Here is an 18,041-nt window from a genome sequence, read left to right on the forward strand (position 1 = left end):
CTCCCCCCCCCCCCCCCCCCCCCCCCCCCCCCCCCCCCCCCCGCGCCCGCGTCGGGGACCAGACCGGCGGCAGGGTCGGTTTCTTCCTGCACACCGCCGACTTCGCCGGCGACCACGCCCGGATGCTCGCCGCGGGGGTGACCTTCCTGGAGGAGCCCCGTCACGAACCGTACGGATCCGTCGCCGTCTTCCAGGACCTGTACGGAAACCGCTGGGACCTGCTCCAGCCCGCCGCCACCGACTGACCCGAGAAAGACATCACGCACATGACCGCGCCCCGCATCGACATCGACACCCTCCGCCGGCTCCCCAAGGCCGTCCTGCACGACCACCTCGACGGCGGACTGCGCCCCGCCACCGTCGTCGAGCTCGCCGCGGAGGCCGGCCACACCCTGCCCACCACCGACGCCGACGAGCTCGCCGCCTGGTACTTCGAGGCCGCCAACTCGGGCGACCTGGTGCGCTACATAGCCACCTTCGAGCACACCCTCGCCGTCATGCAGACCCGCGAGGGCCTGCTGCGCACCGCCGAGGAGTACGTCCTCGACCTGGCGGCGGACGGCGTCGTCTACGGCGAGGTCCGGTACGCCCCCGAGCTGATGCTGAGCGGCGGTCTGACGCTTCCCGAGGTCGTCGAGACGGTCCAGGAGGGTCTCGCCGCCGGCATGGCCAAGGCCGCCGCCGCGGGTACGCCCGTCCGGGTCGGCACCCTGCTCTGCGGCATGCGCATGTTCGACCGCACCCGGGAGACCGCCGACCTCGCGGTCGCGTTCCGGGACGCCGGCGTCGTCGGCTTCGACATCGCCGGCGCCGAGGACGGCTTCCCGCCCGCCGACCACCTGGACGCCTTCGAGCACCTGCGCCGCGAGAACGTGCCCTTCACCATCCACGCCGGCGAGGCCCACGGCCTGCCCAGCATCCACCAGGCGCTCCAGGTGTGCGGCGCCCAGCGCATCGGGCACGGCGTGCGCATCACCGACGACATCGTGGACGGCAAGCTCGGCCGCCTCGCCGGCTGGGTGCGCGACCGTCGGATCGCCCTGGAGATGTGCCCGACGTCCAACCTCCAGACCGGGGCCGCCGTCTCGATCGCCGAGCATCCGATCACCGCGCTGAAGGACCTCGGCTTCCGCGTCACGCTCAACACGGACAACCGTCTGGTCTCCGGCACCACGATGACCCGCGAGATGTCGCTGCTCGTCGAGCACGCGGGCTGGGGCGTCGAGGACCTGCGGACGGTCACGGTGAACGCCCTCAAGAGCGCGTTCATCCCGTTCGACGAGCGCGTCGCCCTCGTCGAGGACGTCGTCCTGCCGGGCTACGCCGCCGCGCTCTGAATCAGCCCGCGCAGGTAGGCGGCCTGTCCGACGTGCTGCAGGTCGTCGGACAGGACGCTGACCAGCCGTACGCCCAGTGTGACCGGCGGATCCCAGCGCTCGTCCACCACGCGGTCCAGGTCGGCGGCGGTCAGCGTGCGCAGGGCCTGGACGCTCTGCGCGTGCACGGCGTCGTGGTAGCCGGTCAGCAGGCCGGCGTCACGGACCCGCACCTTCGCGACCTGCGCGGCGCTGTGCCCGTACCCGGTGTCCTCGCGCGGCAGGTCGAGGCCGAACCGTTTCTCCCAGTCCTGGGACAGCCACACCTGGTCGAGCCCGAAGGCGTCGGCCAGGTGGTCGTCCTGGACCCGGGTGAGGTGCCAGACCAGCCAGGCGATCGAGTTGGCCCCGGCCGCGGGCCTGCTGTCGAGCGCGTCGGGATCGAGGCCCTCGAGGGCCGCGCGGACCTCTTCCTGGATGCGGTCGTACCCGTCGATGAGGATGTCCTTCGCATGCATAGGACCACCATCGCCCAGCGCGTGCTCACGCGCCCCCTGTTTCCAGCAGCCCCATGAGCGCCCGCGCCGCCGGGCTGGTCGCCCGCGCCGGCGGCAGCAGGGCCACCGTCTCGTAGGCCGCCTCGCCGGTGCCCTTCAGGGCCAGCGCGGTGAGGGCCTCGCGCTTGTGCCGGAAATGGCGTGGCACCACGGCGACGCCGAGGTTCTCGTCCACCAGGTCCAGCAGACTGTGCACGTCGTTGACCTCCAGGGCGACCGTGCGATGCACCCCCGCCTCGGCGAACGCGGCGTCGGTGGCGCTGCGCGGCCCCCAGTCCGGGTGGAAGTCGACGAACACCTCGCCGGCCAGCTCCTGCGGCGTCAGGGCCGCCGACGCTCCGGCGAGGCGGTGGTCGGGGTGGCACAGCACGTACATCGGCTCCGCCGCCAGCGGGACACAACGCAGTTGGTCGGTGTCGGTCTGGGTGCGGTAGGCGAAGGCCAGGTCGAGCCGGCCGGCCGCCACCTCTTCGCCGAGCGCGCCCGAGCCGGTCTGCCGCAGCCGGATCTCCACGTCGGGGTGACGCCGCCGGAACGCCGCCAGCAGCCCCGCCACATGCACCCCGGCGATGCACTGCTCGGTGCCCACGGAGAGCGTTCCGCGGACCACGCCCTGCACGGCGGCGACCGCCTCGTGGGCCGCCCGCACCTGCGCCAGGACGCGCTCCGCCTCGCCGAGCAGCGCCCGGCCCGCCTCCGTCAGCGTCACCCGCCGGGTGGTCCGGACGAAGAGGGGGGCGCGCAGCTCCCGCTCCAGGGCCCGGATCGACGCCGACAGGCCGGACTGGGAGACCATCAGGCGTTCGGCGGCCCGGGTGAAATGCCGGTCCTCGGCGACGGCTACGAAGTGCTGGAGGTGGCGCAGTTCCATGATTGAGAAGCGTATCCGCTGAATCTCATCGGATTCTTCTGTTGGACCACTGCCGCAGCCGGGGTCAGAGTGGGTGACGGTTCCTGGAACGGATCTTCCCGGACCAGGTCTTCCAGGACCCGCCCTCCCCGAGGCCGTGGCCTCCCGGACCCGATCGTCGTGCCAACCCCTTCTGGAGTCGCGTTGTACACCGCACACCCCGACCGTTACGCGGACATGCCCTACCGGCGCACCGGACGCAGCGGGCTGAAGCTCCCCGCGCTGTCGCTCGGCCTGTGGCACAACTTCGGCCCGGACCGCCCCGTCGAGACGCAGCGGGCCATCCTGCGCCGCGCCTTCGACCTCGGCATCACCCACTTCGACCTGGCCAACAACTACGGCCCGCCGCCCGGCGCGGCCGAGTCCGCCCTCGGCGAATTCCTCCGGACCGACTTCGCGCCGTACCGCGACGAGCTGGTCGTCTCCACCAAGGCCGGCTACCTGATGTGGCCCGGCCCGTACGGCGAGTGGGGCTCGCGCAAGTACGTGCTGTCGTCGCTGGACCAGAGCCTGCGGCGGATGGGTCTGGACTACGTGGACGTCTTCTACTCCCACCGCCCCGACCCGGAGACTCCCCTGGAGGAGACGATGGGCGCCCTGCACTCGGCGGTCCAGCAGGGCAAGGCCCTGTACGTCGGCGTCTCCAACTACTCGGCGGAGCAGACCCGGGAGGCGGCCCGGATCCTCGGCGAACTGGGCACCCCGCTCCTCATCCACCAGCCGCGCTACTCCATGCTCGACCGCCGTCCGGAGAGCGAGGGCCTGCTGGACGCCCTGGACGAGCTCCAGGTCGGGTCGATCGTGTTCTCGCCGCTGGAGCAGGGACTGCTGACCGGCCGCTATCTGAACGGCATCCCGGAGGACTCACGGGCGGCGAGCGACAGCCCGTTCCTGAAGTCCGAGGCGGTCACCGAGGAGCTCGTCGGCAAGCTGCGCGCCCTCGACGGCATCGCGAAGTCCCGCGGCCAGTCCCTCGCCCAGCTCGCGCTCGCCTGGGTGCTGCGCGGCGGTCGGGTGACCTCCGCGCTGGTCGGCGCGAGCAGCGCCCGCCAGATCGAGGACAGCGTCGGCGCCCTCGCGCGCCTGGAATTCGAGGACGAGGAGCTGGCCCGGATCGACGCGGTGATCAACGGCTGAGCCGTTCCGTCGGCCGTTCGGTCACCGGGTGGCCCTTCTGTTTTCCGGCGGCCTTGCGCACCTCTGCCTCGGCCCGGAGTTCACGGGTGCCGAAGACCGCGGCGGACTCGGGCCGGATGACAGGGGTCCAGCCCGCGTTCGCCGGGATCTTGCCTGTGCGGCCGTGAATTCGGCATCGGGTATTCCGTTTATGCCCGGGCCGTCGTCCGTTCTCGTCGTGCCCTCCGCTCGCAGCGGTCGTACGGCGATCTCTCTCCGTTCGGACCGCCGCGGGCGGGGGAATTCATCACCGCCGGACTCAGGTTCCGGCCGGCACGCGGTCCAGGAATCCGAGGACGGACGTGATCCGGTCCTGCGCGTCCAGTGTGATGACGTCGGATCCGGCCACCGGGGCGGCGCCTGTGGCCTCGCTCTCCAACTCCCAGGAGAACCGGGCGGTGTCGTGGTGGCCGTCGACCGCGCCGGAGAGCCGGAAGACGAAGCCCGGGAACTGCGCGTGCGCTGCCGCGACCACGGCCGCGATCTCCTCGTGGCCGCGGACGTCGGCGAGCGGGTCGGTGTATCCGCCCCGCTCGGCCCACGCGGCGGCTACGGCCTTCGCCAGCGCCTCGGGCTCCCGTGCGTTCCAGGCCTCGAAGTAGCGGGCGACGGCGTTCTCGTAGCGGTCGGTGTTCGCGGACATGGGAAATCAGCCTCCAAGAAGGTCGTCGACACTGGTCAGGTCCCGGATTCCGGCCTTCGCCGATCCGGTGTGACCACCTTGCCCGCGGCCGCCGCTCCGGTCGATTACCCGCCAGGTAATGACGGTCTCCGGCAAAGCTCGCCGCATTTCGGCCATGAACCGCGGGGAATATGCCAGGAGACTGGCTAAAAAGACGTGGTGACAGTGTTTTAGCAGTGAACATACTCGAACGTCGGGGGCAGTTTCCCCACAGGAGTTGCACGGAAAGCGAGGCGCGACCGGCAAGCGAGCACCGGGGGAGAGAGACGTGCACGACGAATTCCTGTGCCATGTCACCGCGTACGGCGTCTGCGGCGGCCGGCGTATCGGCGTACCGCTGGGCACCTACCGCGCGCCGACGCTGGCCCTCGCCCTGTGGTGGCTGCGGGACCGGGCGTCCTGGATGGCCGAGCGACTGGATCCGCTGCCCGAGAGCGAGTATTTTCCGCCGGGGGCGCTCGTCCCCGTCGCCGCCACCGTGCAGGACGTGCCCGGCCTGCTGCGGGCGTGGTGCGCCGACACGGTCCGTCAGGAGCTGGTGGCCGACGAGCTGGCGGGCGGCAGGCTGGTGCGGATCGCGGTCAGCGACGACACCACCGAGTACGAGCTCCTCGCGGAGTCCGTCGACGCACTGCGCATGCAGCGCACCGTCCCGGCCCTCGTGCTCCCGGTCGGCTGACGGGTCGCCGCCCGCGCCCGCCGTCCTCTCCCGTCGGGCGCATAAGGGTGCGCATCGATAGAATTCAGGCATGACGGAGCGGCCGGTCTCCTCGACTGCGCCCGAACTCGTGCTGGAGACCGAGACGGGCTCCACTCTGCTGATCCCGGGCCACGACTACCGTCTCGGGCGGGACCCGCAGAGCGACATCGTCATCGACGACACCCGCGTCTCCTGGCACCATGCGGTGCTGCGCCCCGACGGCGACCACTGGACCCTCGAGGACGACCACAGCACCAACGGCACGTACGCCGACGGCCGCCAGGTCCACGAGTGGGGCGTCGGCCCCGGCAGCGTGATCCGCTTCGGCAGCCCGTCCGACGGCCCCTGCGTCGTCCTGTCCGGCCTGGCGCCGCCGCCGCCCGAGCGACCGTCGGCCGTCTCCATGCCCGCCCTGACCGGAACTTTCCGGCGGCCCACCAACGTCCGGCCGCTGCCCCCGCGCACCGTGCGCATCGGCCGTGCCGCCGACAACGAACTCGTCGTCGACGACCTCGTCGTCTCACGCCGGCACGCCGAACTGCGCGCGCTGCCCGACGGCGGCCACGAGATCGTCGACCTCGGCAGCCACAACGGCACCTACCTCAACGGGCTGCCCGTCGACCGCGCCCCGGTCGGCGCCGGCGACATCGTCGGCATCGGACACTCGGCGTTCTGCCTGGTCGGCGACCAGCTCCAGGAGTACGTCGACACCGGTGAGGTCTCCCTCGACGTGCAGGACCTGACGGTCACCGTCGACCGCGGCCGCAAGGTGCTCCTCGACCACGTGTCGTTCCCGGTGGGGGAGAAGTGCCTGCTCGCCGTCGTCGGACCCAGCGGCGCGGGCAAGTCCACGCTGCTCGGCGCCCTCACCGGCCAGCGCCCCGCAGGCCACGGCACGGTGGTCTACGACGGCCGCGACCTCTACCGCGACTACGCCGAGCTGCGCCAGCGCATCGGCCTCGTCCCGCAGGACGACATCCTGCACGCCCAGCTGACCGTGCGCAGCGCCCTCACCTACGCCGCCGAACTCCGCTTCCCGCAGGACACCGCCAAGGCGGAGCGCCGCGCACGGGTCGAGGAGGTCATCCGGGAACTCGGCCTCCAGGAGCGCGCCGACCAGCCCGTGCACAGCCTCTCCGGCGGGCAGCGCAAACGCGTCAGCGTGGCTCTGGAACTGCTCACGAAGCCCTCACTGCTCTTCCTCGACGAGCCCACGTCCGGCCTCGACCCCGGCATGGACCGCTCGGTGATGCACATGCTGCGCGGCCTCGCCGACGACGGCCGCACCGTCATCGTCGTCACGCACAGCGTCCTCAGCCTCGACGTCTGCGACCGGCTGCTGGTGCTCGCGCCCGGCGGCAAGGTCGCCTACTACGGGCCGCCCGAGGACGCGCTCGCCTTCTTCGGCTTCGAACAGTGGCCCGAGGCCTTCGAGGCCTTCGAACGCGACCAGGACCGGGACTGGGCGGGGGAGTACCGCGACTCGCGCTCGCGCCGACGGTACGTCCTCGACGACAGCGCACAGCCCCGGCTGCCGCGCTCCGGACCGGTGATCATGCTGCCGCCGCCGCGGCCCCGCAGCCGGAGCGCCCAGGTCGGCACCCTGGTGCGCCGCTACACCTCGGCCCTCGCCGCCGACCGCACCTTCCTCGCGATCATGATCGCCCTGCCGTTCGTCATGGGCGTCATGGCCCGGGCCCTCGCGGGCGGCGAGCTGACCCGGGACACCGCCATGAACGCGCTGCTCATCCTGTGCGTGGGCGGAGTCCTGACCGGAGCCGCCAACGCGGTGCGCGAACTCGTCAAGGAACGCGTGATCTACCAGCGAGAACGCGCCGTGGGCCTGTCCAGATCGGCGTACCTGATGTCCAAGGTCGTCGTGCTGGGCACGGTGACCGTCGTACAGGCGGTGGTCCTCACGCTGGTAGCCCTGCTCGGCGTCGACCTGCACGCGCCCGGCGGCAAGGGCGTGCTGATGCCGCCCCTCGTCGAGATCACCGTCGCCGTTGCGCTGCTGTCCTTCACCGCGATGATGCTCGGGCTCCTGGTGTCCGCGCTGGTGCGCAAGGAGGAGGTGACGATGCCGTTGCTGGTGCTGCTCGCCATCGTCCAGGTGGTCTTCTGCGGGGCGCTGCTGCAGCTGAGCGGTGTGCCCGGACTGGACCAGCTGTCGTGGCTGGTGCCCTCACGGTGGGCGCTCGGCGCGATGGCCGGCACCATCGGGCTGTCCCGGATCGTGCCCGGCGACCTCACCGGCGACCCGCTGTTCGAGCACTCGGCCGGGGTCTGGCTGCTCGACGTGGGCATGCTGGTCGTGCTCTCGGCGGCCTTCGGATTCATCGTCTCCCGGCTGCTGCGCCGGCACGAGCCCGCGGTGATGCGGAAGTAGGGCGGCGCATGACGACTCCCGGATTCAGTCCCACGCACGTCGTCCCCCAGCACGGCATGCCCGCCTGGGAGGAGCCCGATCCGGCCCGCCCCACCATGCCGCTGGACCCGTTGCTGCCGGTCCGGCTCCTGGAGCGGCGCGGCGACTGGGGACGCGTGCTGTGCTCCAACGGCTGGTCCGCCTGGGTGGACGGCCGCGCTCTGGTCGCCGTCCCCAAGGACCCGCCCCGTGCCGACGCTCCGCACACGGCCGCGGCCGACCCCCGCCCCCTCCTCGACCGTGCCGAACAGGCGCTGGCGCGCTATCGGGCGGCGATGGAGGAGCTCGCGGACGGCGACCTCGACGGCGAGTCCTTCCGCCGCCGCACCCAGGGGCTGCGGCTCGGCGTGGTCGTCGACGGCGAGGACGTCTGGATGTACGACTCCGTCGGCAGACGCTGGGTGTACGGCGACGGGGTCCGCCTCAGCACGTACGCGACGGACCGTGCCCCTCGCGCGGCGGGCGACCCGCCGCCGGAGACGGCGGAGGGCCTCGACCGGGATCGCAGCAGAAACCCGGGCGGCAGCCAGGACCGTGACCGGGGCCGCGACCGCGCCGGAACCGAGGAGCAGGGCCTGCGGCAGGACCTCGACCACACCGTCACCCGGATCGTGAACCGCGACGGGAGACCTTGATGGCGCACCCGACCAGTCCGTTCTCCGGCCGGCCCTCCGAACTGGTCGGGCGGCAGGTGGCCGGCTACCGCATCGAGCGTGAGATCGGCCGCGGCGGCATGGCCGTCGTCTACCGCGCCCACGACCTGCGCCTGGACCGGACGGTCGCGCTCAAGCTGCTCGCCCCGGAGCTGGCCCGCAACGACGTCTTCCGCAAGCGGTTCACCCACGAGTCGCGGGCGGCCGCGGCGATCGACCACCCGCACATCGTGCCCGTCTTCGAGGCGGACGAGACCGACGGCGTGCTGTACATCGCGATGCGTTACGTCGACGGCAGTGACCTGCGGCACCTGCTCGACCGGCAGGGGCCGCTGCCGCTGGCCAAGGCCGTCCGCATCGCCGCGCAGGTCGCCTCGGCCCTGGACGCCGCCCACGAGCACGGGCTCGTGCACCGGGACGTCAAGCCCGGCAACATCCTGGTGGCCCGGGGCACCGACACCGACCATCCCGAGCACGCCTATCTCACCGACTTCGGGCTGACGAAGAAGTCGCTGTCCCTGACCGGCTTCACCACGGTCGGCCAGTTCGTCGGCACGCTCGACTACGTCTCACCCGAGCAGATCTCCGGCCGTCCCGTCGACGGGCGCTGCGACGTGTACGGCTTCGCGTGCGTCGTCTACGAATGCCTCGCAGGCCGTCCGCCCTTCCTCCGCGACGACGACATGGCGCTGCTGTGGGCCCACCAGAACGCCGATCCGCCGGCACTGACACAGACCCGGCCCGACCTGTCACCGCACATCGACGAGGTGTTCGTCCGGGCTCTCGCCAAGAGCCCCGACGACCGACAGGACACCTGCGGCGCGTTCGTCGCCGAGCTGAGGTCGGCGGGGGCCGGCGCACACCGGGCGGCCCATCCGCCCACGGAACGGGTCGACGCCCTGCCGCCTGCGCCGGAGCCTCCGCTCTGGGCGCGCCCGGTGTTCGGCGGCCGCCGGTCCTGAGCCCCGTCGGTCCTGGGCTCCGTGGGTCCTGGGCTCGGTCGGTCCTGTACGCCGTCGGTCCTGTACTCCGCCGGTCCTGGGCTCCGTCGGTCCCGAGCCGTCCAGGTGGCCCGGGGCGGCGGCGTCAGCGCAGCGGGCGCGGCGCCGCCCGGCGGCGGGCGAGGCCCGCCAGCAGGCCGCCGAGGAACCCCGTGACGAGGCCCCACAACGCGGCGAGGCCCAGCGCCGACCACAGGCGGGGCCGCAGGAACAGCTCCCCGGACAGATTGCCGCCGAGGTCGCCGAGCCCGAGCACGGAGAGGCCGGCGTGCGCGGAGACCCGGCCGGCCAGGCAGATCATCAGCACCGTGAGCACCAGTGCGACGGCCATGTGCAGGGCGTGCCGCCAGGCCGGCATGTCCGGCGGTGAGTGCGCCGCCATCAGGAACCCCGCCCCCAGCAGCAGGATCGCGTCCACCACGACGAGCCACCAGACCCGGCCGTCGTACGCGGCGAGGGCCCCGAGATCGAGCCGCGCGGTGTCCTTGCCGCGCAGCACCTCGTCCAGCACATGCGGCATCGGCAGACCGAAGGGGCCGTCCACCCTGCCGTCCCAGCCGGCGCCCAGTCCGAGGGTGAACGCCAGCCACACGACGTTGGGCAGACCGAGCAGGATCACCGCGAGGGTCTCCGCGGCCTGTCCACGGCTCGCCGCGACGACGAGCGCGACGACGACTCCCAGGGCGACGCAGACCAGCAGCAGCACGGTCATCGCGTGAGCGGCCGGCCGCACCGGCTCCTGGAAGCGCAGCAACCGGGCCGGCAACGGCGCCCCGCGCGCGACCAGCAGGGCCAGCACCAGCACAGCGGCCAGCCACAGCAGTCCGACCACGACCGTCAGCGCCACGTCCGTCCGGAAGCCGACCTCCGGGCCGACGTCGAACAGGTCGCCCAGGTCGCTCAGCGTGCCGTCGCCGAGGGAGACCTTGAAGGTCTGGCGGGCGGCGAACGACATGCCGAGCAGGCCGAGCAGCCACACCACGGCGATCCGGGCCGCCCAGCCGGCCAGCTCGGCGACGCTCGCGACCGCCCGATGCCGCAGCGGCCACAGGAATCCGGCGCCGACGACGAGCGCCCCGACGAGGGCCACGGAGAGCGGGGTCACCGTCAGGCCGGCGTCGGTCTCGGCGAGGCCGCCCGCGTCGCCGACGAGTTCGACCGTGCCGCCGACGGCCGTGACCACGGTCGCCGCGACCACCCGGGGGAAGGCGCTCTCGGGCAGGTCCGCGGCTCCGGCCGCCCACAGTCCCAGTGCGGCCGTCACGCCCATGGCGATCAGCCCGGCCAACGCCGTGACGACCGCGCGGCCCCAGCCGTGCGCCGGGGATTCTGCCTGGTCGTGGGGGGTGTGCGCACTCACCCTGCCACGCTAAGCAGCGCCGCGTGAGCGCGCCCGTCGGGAGGGACCGTCCGGGCCCGGCTTGCGGGCGACGCCCGACCGGAGCACACAATGGTCACTGTGGAAGAAAGCGGCGCATATCGGGTTATTCCGGTCTGTGCCGGTCGTGCGTCCCGCAGCTGCGCGGTCCTGTCGTCACCGCCGATCGCCTCGGCCCCGCCGGACACCGTGCCCGCGGGAAACCCCACGTCGGGAGTGCTCGTGAGCGTCGATCCGCCGTCGTCCGGCCGTCCCCCGGAGCCGCCCACCGAACCGTCCGGGCGCCCGACCGGCCCGCCCTCAGGTCCGCTGTCCTCGGGTTCCTCGCAGCCGCCGCCCCAGGGGCCGCCCTCCCCGCCGCCGGGCGGCGGCGACTTCGGAGCGGGCGGCGGGCCGCCGCACCGGCCGTGGTGGAAGTCCGCTCCCCGGATCGCGCTGATCACCGTGGCCGTCGTGGCCGCCACCGCCATCGCCCTCGTGCTGACCCTGCCCGGCGGCGGCACGTCCGACCAGGCGGGCGAGGTGTTCATGCAGCCGGCAGGCGACGTCGGCCCGGACCCCGTGACCACGACCTCCACGACGAAGGCGTCCGTCCCGCCCGCCACGGTCGCGCCGTCGGGCTCCGCCCCGGCCGGGAACACCGTGCCCGCCGTCCGCGGCGGCGAGCCCGGACTGTACGGCGGCACCCGCAACGTCGCCAGTTGCGACGTGGAGCAGCAGATCAAGGCCCTCCAGCAGGCGCCCGACAAGAACACGGCGTTCGCCTCGGTGGCCGGGATCGACCCGGCCGGCGTCCCCGCCTACCTGCGCTCGCTCACCTCGGTGCAACTGCGCCTGGACACCCGCGTCACCAACCACGGATACCGCGACGGCGGGGCCACCGCCTACCAGGCCGTTCTGCAGGCCGGCACGGCCGTCCTGGTCGACCGGCACGGCGTGCCCCGGGTGCGCTGCGCCTGCGGCAACCCGCTCACCCCGCCCGTCGCGCAGCAGAGCGGGTACCGGCGGACGGGCCGGTCCTGGCCGACGTACAGCCCCGCGACCACCGTCACGGTCATGCCCTCCACGACCGTGATCAAGGTCTTCGTCCTCTACGACCCCGACCACTCCCACCACTGGTTCGCCCGCAGGCCGGGCGACGACGGTCGCAAGGACCGGCCCACGCACCCGCCGGCGCACACGACGCCGTCCATCATCGTCGCCCCGCCGAGCTCTCTGACCAGCCCCGCGTCCCCGCCGTGCGTGTCGCCGTCGACCGGTGACGCGACCGGCGCGAGCCCGCCGGGATGCGTCCTGCCTCCGTCGTCCGGCTCGTCCACCGAGGCGCCGTCCTCGAAGCCGCCGTCCTCCGAACCCCCGAGCTCGAAGCCGCCGTCTTCCGAGCCGCCGAGTTCCGAGCCGCCGTCCGAGCCGCCGTCCTCGAAGCCGCCCTCGTCCGAGGCGCCGGCGCCGTCCTCGTCGTCGAGCTCGCTGTCGAGCGCGCCCGGCAGCTCGCTCTCCTCGCTGCCCGGGTAGACGCGGTCGCCGGCCGCGACGAGTCGTTCACCTTGCTCACGGCCGGTCCACCCGGGGCCGCCCGCAGTGTGAGGTACGGCATGGCCGTAGCCTGAACAGGTCACGAATGACGGGGACTGCACGGCGCGGCACGGGGTACGAGCACTGGTGCACAGCAGCGTCCGGCCAGTCCGGCCTCCAAGAGAGAACTGCATGATCGAGCATCTGGACGGGGCAGTGATACCGACTGGTTTCGACGTACCCGTGGAACCGCTACGGCGCGCGGCGCACTACACGGGCGACCCCGGCTGCATAGCCGAGGCCCGTGCCTTCGCCGCGCATTTCGTCGACCAGCTCAGGACCGAGTGGTGCGCCACGGTGGGCGACCGCGTGTGCGGTGACGTGATGCTGGTGGTCAGCGAACTGGTCACCAACGCCGACCGGCACAGCAACGGGCCGTACATCCTCGAGCTGGAGGGCACCGAGGCCTCGGTCACCGTGAGCGTCTACGACAGCAGCGACGCCCTGCCCATGCGATACCCCAAGGACCCCGAGCGGGTCGGCCGGCACGGCCTGGAGATCGTCCACGCGGTGGCGGCGCAGGTCACGGCCGAGCGCGTGCCGGTCGGCAAGCGGGTCCGCGCCGTGCTCAGCTTCTGACCGCCGGCTCGCGGGCCGGGCCGACGCTCAGGCGCAGCCCAGCTCGCCCAGCATGCCGTGGCGCAGCCGGCCGATGATCCGCTTGATCAGGCGGGACACGTGCATCTGGGAGCAGCCGAGCCGCTCGCCGATCTCCGCCTGAGTCGCCTCCTCCACGAACCGCAGATGGATGATCCGCCGGTCGCGCTCGCTGAGCTGCGCCATGAGCGGGGCCAGCGAGTGGAAGTCGTCGACGAGTCCCAGCCGTTCCTCCTCCACGCCGATGAAGTCCGCCAGGACCGACTCGCCCTGCTCGGGGCCGTCGCCGGTGAGCGCCGCGTCGAGCGAGGAGGAGTTGTAGCCGTTGGAGGCGATCTGCGCCTCCACCACCTGCTCCGGCGAGAGGCTCATCAGCGTGGCCAGCTCCGCCACCGTCGGCTCCCGGTCCAGCCGGCTGGAGAGCTCGTCGCGCGCCTTCGCCAGCTCCACGCGCAGCTCCTGAAGTCGCCGCGGGACGTGCACCGCCCATGTCGTGTCCCGGAAGAACCGCTTGATCTCGCCGACGATGTACGGCAGCGCGAACGACGTGAACTCGACCTCGCGCGCGACCTCGAACCGGTCGATGGCCTTGATCAGACCGATCATCCCGGTCTGGACGATGTCCTCCATGTCGTCCCCGCGGCCGCGGAACCGGCCTGCCGCGAAACGCACCAGGGACATGTTCATCTCGATGAGGGTGTTGCGCGCGTACTGGTAGTCGGGCGTGCCCTCCTCCAGAACGCTCAGCCGCCGGAAGAACTGGCGGGACAGCCCTCGCGCGTCGCGCGGAGCCACGCTCCGCGGCGCCTCGATGCCGGGCAGCGGAGCGTCGTGCGGTCCGGTCCCGGCGGCGTTCTCGACGATCTCGGCCCCCGACCGGACAGTGGCGGTCTGCATGGCCTCTCCTCGAATGTCGCGGTACTCGGTCACCGTGCCCGCACCGTCACGGTTCGGCGTGCGTCGTGCTCGTTCCGTGAGCGGGCAGGCGCGTGCGGCACCCCTCGAGGGTGCGAGTACCCGCTTCCGGACGACCCATGCGTACCGGACCCGTCGCGTGGCGCGCCCCCCGGCACCCGCCTCCACCCGGGCCCGTCGATTCCACCCAGGGCGCAACGCCCCGCACTTCCCGGTGCGGCCCGCTCTCCTAGGCTGGGAAGGTGAGCCACCAGACGCCGAACCGAGCCCGCGTGATCCCGCTGCGCCCGCCTGCCGAGCGCCCGGACACCGTCCCCGCCGTCCCCGTGCCCGCAGCGGCACCCGGAACGGCCCCCCGACCGACGCCCCGCGAACCCCTGTTGCGCGACCTCGTCGGAGACGTCCTGCGCCGTGAGCGCCGGGCGCAGGAGCGCACGCTCAAGGACGTCGCCGACGAGGCGCGCATCTCCATGCCGTACCTCTCGGAGGTGGAGCGGGGACGCAAGGAGGCCTCCTCGGAGGTGCTCGCGGCCGCCGCCCAGGCCCTCGGCCTCAGCCTCGCAGACCTGCTCTCCCGGGCCCAGGGAGAGCTGGTCCGGCACGCCGCCCGGCGCCCTGTGCGGAACCGGACGACTACCGCCTCGACGTACGACGGGCTCTGCCTGGCCGCCTGACGAGCCGCGCGGGCCGGCGTCTCACACCGTCAGGGGACGCCGGCTCAGCACCTCGTCGGCCAGGCCGTAGGCGACCGCCTCCTGTGCGGTGAACACCTTGTCGCGGTCCATGTCGGCGCGCAGCGTCGCGATGTCGTGTCCGCAGTGCCGGGCCAGCACCTCCTCCACCTGGGCGCGGATACGGACCATCTCCTTGGCCTGCAGCGCGAGATCCGAGACGGTGCCCTGCCGGCCGCCGCTGGCCGGCTGCCCCAGCAGCACGCGCGCATGCTCCAGCACGAGCCGCCGGCCGGGATCGCCGCCCGCCAGCAGCACGGCCGCCGTCGAGGCCGCCTGGCCGACGCAGAGCGTGGAGATGGGCGCCCGGACGAACGTCATCGTGTCGTAGATCGCCATCAGCGAGGTGAACGAGCCGCCGGGGGAGTTGAGGTAGATCGAGATCTCGCTCTCGGGGGACGCCGCCTCCAGATGCAGGAGCTGCGCGATCACGACGTTGGCGACGCCGTCGTCGATCTCGGTGCCGAGGAAGATGATCCGCTCGGACAGCAGCCGGCTGAACACGTCGTAGGACCGCTCGCCCTGCGGGGTCCGCTCGACCACGTTCGGAATCGTGTAGGTCCCCATGTCACAGCCCCATCCGTCGCTTCTGCGCGGCCGGGCGGACGTCCGCGAGGGACTCCACGACCCGGTCCACCATCCCGTACTCCCTGGCCTCCTCGGCCGTGAACCAGCGGTCGCGGTCCCCGTCCCGCGAGATGGTCTGCGGGGACTGCCCGGTGTGCTCGGCGGTGATCCGCTCGATGGTCCGCTTGGTGTGCTCCAGGTTCTCCGCCTGGATCTCGATGTCCGCCGTGGTGCCGCCGATCCCGGCCGAGGGCTGGTGCATCATGACGCGCGCGTTCGGCAGCGCGTACCGCTTGCCGGCCGCGCCCACGCTGAGCAGGAACTGACCCATGCTGGCCGCGAATCCCATCGCGAGGGTCGACACGTCGTTGGGGATCAGCCGCATCGTGTCGTAGATGGCGAGCCCGGCGTGCACGGAGCCGCCGGGGCTGTTGATGTACAGGCCGATGTCGGATCGGGGGTCCTCCGCCGAAAGGATCAGCAGCTGCGCGCAGATCCGGTTCGCGGACACCTCGTCGACCTGGGTGCCCAGCAGCACGATGCGCTGGCCGAGCAGTTGGGCGGCGAGCTGGTCGTCGAAGCGGGAGGGCGGGGTGTCGCCGTCCGCGGCGCGGGGAGCGAGCATGGTGAGTGGAGTCATCGGGTCTCCTCGTCGTGGAGTGATGCCGTCGACTCCACTCTCGACCTCGGCGGACGCCCGCACGCCGGTTCTCTGCCCGCGGCAGATCCGCTGAGGGCAGAGCGGGAGGCACTGCTCGGCCGATGAGTTTTCGGACGGGCGGGAGTCGATACCGACGACCGCGTTCCCACCCAGGAGGTGCTCATGACCACCGACGGATTCACCACGTGTCTCTGGTTCGACGGCCAGGCCGAGGAAGCCGCCCATTTCTACGTCTCGGTCTTCAAGAACTCCGGCATCGGCGCCATCGGACGCTACAACGAGGCCGGACCCGGTCCGGCCGGATCCGTGCTCGCGGTGGAGTTCACCGCCAACGGGCAGAAGTTCGTCGGCATCAACGGCGGCCCGCAGTTCACCTTCAGTGAGGCGATCTCCTTCCAGATCTACTGCGCGGACCAGGACGAGGTCGACCACTACTGGACCAAGCTCACCGAGAACGGCGGCGAGCCCGGCCCCTGCGGGTGGCTCAAGGACAGGTACGGCGTGTCCTGGCAGGTCATCCCCGACGGACTGATCGAGATGATCAGCGACCCCGACCCCGAGAAGTCCTCCCGCACCACCAAGGCCATGTACGCCATGGGCAAGCTCGACGTCGCGGCCCTGAAGAAGGCCTACGACGGCGCGTAGCCACCGGTCTCGGGCGCGTCCGGTTCCCCGACCCGGGGTGTTCGGCGCGCGATGCGGCGGCGGGGTGGCTAGCGTGAGGAACCGGACAATCCATCTCATCGGGAGGGCCGCCGCCATGGCCGTACGACCAGAGGGAACCCCGTGCTGGGCCGACGCGATGTTCAGCGATGTGGAAGCCGCCAAGCACTTCTACGGCGAGGTACTCGGCTGGACCTTCGGCGACGCGTCGTCGGAGTACGGGAACTACACGCAGGCCTACGTCGACGGCAAGGCGGTCGCCGCGGTCGTCCCGCCGATGACTGGCCAGGAAGGCCAGTCGCAGTGGTGCCTCTACCTGGCCTCCGAGGACGCCGCCGCGACCGCCGGCAGGATCCGTGAGAACGGCGGCGAGGTGCTGATGGAACCCATGCAGGTGGGCGACTTCGGCACGATGTGCCTGGGGCGCGAGCCGGGCGGCGCGGTGTTCGGCGTGTGGCAGGCCGGCGTCCACGAGGGCTTCGAGGCTCCGCCCGAGCAGCCCGGGGCGTACTGCTGGGCCGAGGTCTTCACCCGCGAACCGGAGCGGACGGACGCCTTCCTCCCGGCCGTGTTCCCGTACACGGCGAAGCAGATGCAGGACGACGCGGTCGACTTCCGGATGTTCGAGATCGGCGGCGACACCGTACTGGGCCGTATGCGGATGACGGAGGAGTTCCCGCCCGAGGTGCCCTCCTACGTCAACGTCTACTTCACCGTGGACAACTGCGACGACGCCGTGGCGCGGGCGACCAAGAACGGCGGGGTCCTGCGCTTCGGCCCGATGGACACCCCGTTCGGACGGTTCGCGGCGATCAGCGATCCGCAGGGCGCGAACTTCTCGGTGATCGACGTGACGACCACGGCCGGCGAGATGCCGCGGACCACCGACGTCTGACCCGGTTCGGCCCGAGGCGGTGTGCGACCGCCTCCGGCCCGCCAGCGCGGCGAGGCCGCGGGCGGGTCATGGCATGATCGGGAGCATGCGTGAACGACTGGTGGCCGCGTGCGACGGGGCTTCGAAGGGGAACCCGGGACCCGCGGCCTGGGCGTGGGTGGTCGCGGACGACGCGGAGACGCCGGCCCGCTGGGAGGCGGGCCCGCTCGGCAAGGCCACCAACAACGTCGCCGAACTCACCGCGCTGGAACGTCTGCTGGCGGCCACCGATCCGGCCGTTCCGCTCGAGGTCCGGATGGACTCGCAGTACGCGATGAAGGCCGTCACCACGTGGCTGCCGGGCTGGAAGCGCAACGGCTGGAAGACGTCCGCCGGCAAGCCGGTGGCCAACCAGGAGCTGGTCGTCCGTATCGACGAGCTGCTCACGGGCCGCTCCGTCGACTTCCGTTACGTGCCCGCGCACCAGGTGGACGGCGACCCGCTCAACGATTTCGCGGACCGTGCGGCAAGCCAGGCGGCGGTCGTCCAGCAGCCGGCCGGCAGCGCTCAGGGCTCGCCCGAGCCGCCGGCCTCGCCGGACACCCCGAAGGCGCGGCCCGCCTCCAAGCCGGGGGGGGGAGGGAGGGGGGGGGGGGG

Annotated in this window: 20 protein-coding genes; 13 read left to right on the forward strand and 7 right to left on the reverse strand. The window is 72.3% G+C overall.

Annotated features, from left to right (window positions below):
- Positions 1-245: VOC family protein (locus tag ACN6LD_RS38880; RefSeq protein WP_445045610.1), on the forward strand; the 245-nt coding region annotated here is incomplete at its 5' end.
- A gap of 21 nt (positions 246-266) precedes the next feature.
- On the forward strand, positions 267-1,337 hold the full coding sequence (locus ACN6LD_RS38885) for an adenosine deaminase (RefSeq protein WP_319186938.1): 1,071 nt from the start codon (positions 267-269) through the stop codon (positions 1,335-1,337).
- On the opposite strand, the gene ACN6LD_RS38890 is transcribed toward ACN6LD_RS38885, so the two are convergent.
- On the reverse strand, positions 1,319-1,834 hold the full coding sequence (locus ACN6LD_RS38890; protein ID WP_319186939.1) for a mycothiol transferase: 516 nt from the start codon (positions 1,832-1,834) through the stop codon (positions 1,319-1,321). The two genes, ACN6LD_RS38885 and ACN6LD_RS38890, sit on opposite strands and share 19 nt — an antisense overlap.
- Before the next feature lie 25 nt (positions 1,835-1,859).
- Complete coding sequence (locus tag ACN6LD_RS38895; RefSeq protein ID WP_319186940.1) at positions 1,860-2,744, reverse strand: LysR family transcriptional regulator; 885 nt, start codon at positions 2,742-2,744, stop codon at positions 1,860-1,862.
- Positions 2,745-2,927: 183 nt separating this feature from the next.
- Here ACN6LD_RS38895 and mgrA point away from each other — a divergent pair, with 183 nt between their 5' ends.
- Positions 2,928-3,920, forward strand: a complete 993-nt coding sequence (gene mgrA, locus ACN6LD_RS38900) for an L-glyceraldehyde 3-phosphate reductase (RefSeq protein WP_445045611.1) — start codon at positions 2,928-2,930, stop codon at positions 3,918-3,920.
- A 298-nt stretch (positions 3,921-4,218) separates the two neighbouring features.
- On the opposite strand, the gene ACN6LD_RS38905 is transcribed toward mgrA, so the two are convergent.
- Positions 4,219-4,602, reverse strand: a complete 384-nt coding sequence (locus ACN6LD_RS38905) for a nuclear transport factor 2 family protein (protein ID WP_319186942.1) — start codon at positions 4,600-4,602, stop codon at positions 4,219-4,221.
- A gap of 307 nt (positions 4,603-4,909) precedes the next feature.
- Between ACN6LD_RS38905 and ACN6LD_RS38910 the strand changes: the two genes are divergently transcribed.
- From ACN6LD_RS38910 to ACN6LD_RS38925, 4 genes are all read left to right on the forward strand, one after another.
- Entirely contained in the window at positions 4,910-5,320 is a 411-nt protein-coding gene (locus ACN6LD_RS38910; protein WP_319186943.1) for a hypothetical protein, read from the forward strand.
- Between the two features lie 70 nt (positions 5,321-5,390).
- Entirely contained in the window at positions 5,391-7,730 is a 2,340-nt protein-coding gene (locus tag ACN6LD_RS38915; RefSeq protein WP_445045612.1) for an FHA domain-containing protein, read from the forward strand.
- Between the two features lie 8 nt (positions 7,731-7,738).
- Complete coding sequence (locus ACN6LD_RS38920; protein ID WP_445045613.1) at positions 7,739-8,404, forward strand: hypothetical protein; 666 nt, start codon at positions 7,739-7,741, stop codon at positions 8,402-8,404.
- Positions 8,404-9,384: a serine/threonine-protein kinase gene (locus tag ACN6LD_RS38925; protein WP_319186946.1), complete on the forward strand. Its 981-nt coding sequence runs from the start codon at positions 8,404-8,406 to the stop codon at positions 9,382-9,384. The genes ACN6LD_RS38920 and ACN6LD_RS38925 overlap by 1 nt, the downstream gene beginning before the upstream one ends.
- A 124-nt stretch (positions 9,385-9,508) precedes the next feature.
- Here the strand turns inward: ACN6LD_RS38925 and ACN6LD_RS38930 are convergent, their stop codons facing one another.
- Positions 9,509-10,783, reverse strand: coding sequence for a streptophobe family protein (locus ACN6LD_RS38930; protein ID WP_445045614.1), 1,275 nt, complete (start codon positions 10,781-10,783; stop codon positions 9,509-9,511).
- A 240-nt stretch (positions 10,784-11,023) separates the two neighbouring features.
- Between ACN6LD_RS38930 and ACN6LD_RS38935 the strand changes: the two genes are divergently transcribed.
- A complete protein-coding gene (locus tag ACN6LD_RS38935) occupies positions 11,024-12,316 on the forward strand; it encodes a DUF6777 domain-containing protein (protein ID WP_319186948.1) in 1,293 nt (430 codons plus the stop codon).
- A gap of 192 nt (positions 12,317-12,508) precedes the next feature.
- On the forward strand, positions 12,509-12,955 hold the full coding sequence (locus tag ACN6LD_RS38940) for an ATP-binding protein (RefSeq protein WP_319186949.1): 447 nt from the start codon (positions 12,509-12,511) through the stop codon (positions 12,953-12,955).
- Between the two features lie 27 nt (positions 12,956-12,982).
- On the opposite strand, the gene ACN6LD_RS38945 is transcribed toward ACN6LD_RS38940, so the two are convergent.
- Positions 12,983-13,870: an RNA polymerase sigma factor SigF gene (locus tag ACN6LD_RS38945; RefSeq protein WP_319186950.1), complete on the reverse strand. Its 888-nt coding sequence runs from the start codon at positions 13,868-13,870 to the stop codon at positions 12,983-12,985.
- Between the two features lie 260 nt (positions 13,871-14,130).
- On the opposite strand from ACN6LD_RS38945, the gene ACN6LD_RS38950 reads away from it, so the two are divergent.
- Positions 14,131-14,562 (forward strand): helix-turn-helix domain-containing protein, encoded by a 432-nt coding sequence (locus tag ACN6LD_RS38950; protein WP_445045615.1) that lies wholly within the window; start codon positions 14,131-14,133, stop codon positions 14,560-14,562.
- Between the two features lie 21 nt (positions 14,563-14,583).
- Here ACN6LD_RS38950 and ACN6LD_RS38955 read toward each other — a convergent pair whose 3' ends face one another.
- Positions 14,584-15,186: a ClpP family protease gene (locus ACN6LD_RS38955; protein WP_319186952.1), complete on the reverse strand. Its 603-nt coding sequence runs from the start codon at positions 15,184-15,186 to the stop codon at positions 14,584-14,586.
- 1 nt (position 15,187) lies between these two features.
- Complete coding sequence (locus tag ACN6LD_RS38960; RefSeq protein WP_319186953.1) at positions 15,188-15,826, reverse strand: ATP-dependent Clp protease proteolytic subunit; 639 nt, start codon at positions 15,824-15,826, stop codon at positions 15,188-15,190.
- Positions 15,827-16,009: 183 nt separating this feature from the next.
- Between ACN6LD_RS38960 and ACN6LD_RS38965 the strand changes: the two genes are divergently transcribed.
- The 3 genes from ACN6LD_RS38965 to ACN6LD_RS38975 all read left to right on the forward strand — a co-directional run.
- The gene (locus ACN6LD_RS38965) at positions 16,010-16,492 is read left to right on the forward strand and encodes a VOC family protein (protein WP_319186954.1); all 483 of its coding nucleotides are present in this window, start codon (positions 16,010-16,012) and stop codon (positions 16,490-16,492) included.
- A 115-nt stretch (positions 16,493-16,607) separates the two neighbouring features.
- Positions 16,608-17,405 carry a VOC family protein gene (locus ACN6LD_RS38970; RefSeq protein WP_319186955.1) on the forward strand — a complete coding sequence of 266 codons (798 nt, stop codon included), beginning with the start codon at positions 16,608-16,610 and terminating at the stop codon, positions 17,403-17,405.
- A 73-nt stretch (positions 17,406-17,478) separates the two neighbouring features.
- Positions 17,479-18,041, forward strand: a 563-nt coding sequence (locus ACN6LD_RS38975; RefSeq protein ID WP_445045616.1) for a ribonuclease H family protein, incomplete at its 3' end; no start/stop codon positions are given.

The organism is Streptomyces sp. SAS_272, assembly GCF_052543235.1.

Bases quoted from the DNA above. Each gene is read 5' to 3' on its own strand.
- ACN6LD_RS38885 (WP_319186938.1), top strand. From the start codon at position 267: ATGACCGCGCCCCGCATCGACATCGACACCCTCCGCCGGCTCCCCAAG.
- ACN6LD_RS38890 (WP_319186939.1), bottom strand. From the start codon at position 1,834: ATGCATGCGAAGGACATCCTCATCGACGGGTACGACCGCATCCAGGAA.
- ACN6LD_RS38895 (WP_319186940.1), bottom strand. From the start codon at position 2,744: ATGGAACTGCGCCACCTCCAGCACTTCGTAGCCGTCGCCGAGGACCGG.
- ACN6LD_RS38905 (WP_319186942.1), bottom strand. From the start codon at position 4,602: ATGTCCGCGAACACCGACCGCTACGAGAACGCCGTCGCCCGCTACTTC.
- ACN6LD_RS38915 (WP_445045612.1), top strand. From the start codon at position 5,391: ATGACGGAGCGGCCGGTCTCCTCGACTGCGCCCGAACTCGTGCTGGAG.
- ACN6LD_RS38920 (WP_445045613.1), top strand. From the start codon at position 7,739: ATGACGACTCCCGGATTCAGTCCCACGCACGTCGTCCCCCAGCACGGC.
- ACN6LD_RS38925 (WP_319186946.1), top strand. From the start codon at position 8,404: ATGGCGCACCCGACCAGTCCGTTCTCCGGCCGGCCCTCCGAACTGGTC.
- ACN6LD_RS38940 (WP_319186949.1), top strand. From the start codon at position 12,509: ATGATCGAGCATCTGGACGGGGCAGTGATACCGACTGGTTTCGACGTA.
- ACN6LD_RS38945 (WP_319186950.1), bottom strand. From the start codon at position 13,870: ATGCAGACCGCCACTGTCCGGTCGGGGGCCGAGATCGTCGAGAACGCC.
- ACN6LD_RS38955 (WP_319186952.1), bottom strand. From the start codon at position 15,186: ATGGGGACCTACACGATTCCGAACGTGGTCGAGCGGACCCCGCAGGGC.
- ACN6LD_RS38960 (WP_319186953.1), bottom strand. From the start codon at position 15,826: ATGACTCCACTCACCATGCTCGCTCCCCGCGCCGCGGACGGCGACACC.
- ACN6LD_RS38965 (WP_319186954.1), top strand. From the start codon at position 16,010: ATGACCACCGACGGATTCACCACGTGTCTCTGGTTCGACGGCCAGGCC.
- ACN6LD_RS38970 (WP_319186955.1), top strand. From the start codon at position 16,608: ATGGCCGTACGACCAGAGGGAACCCCGTGCTGGGCCGACGCGATGTTC.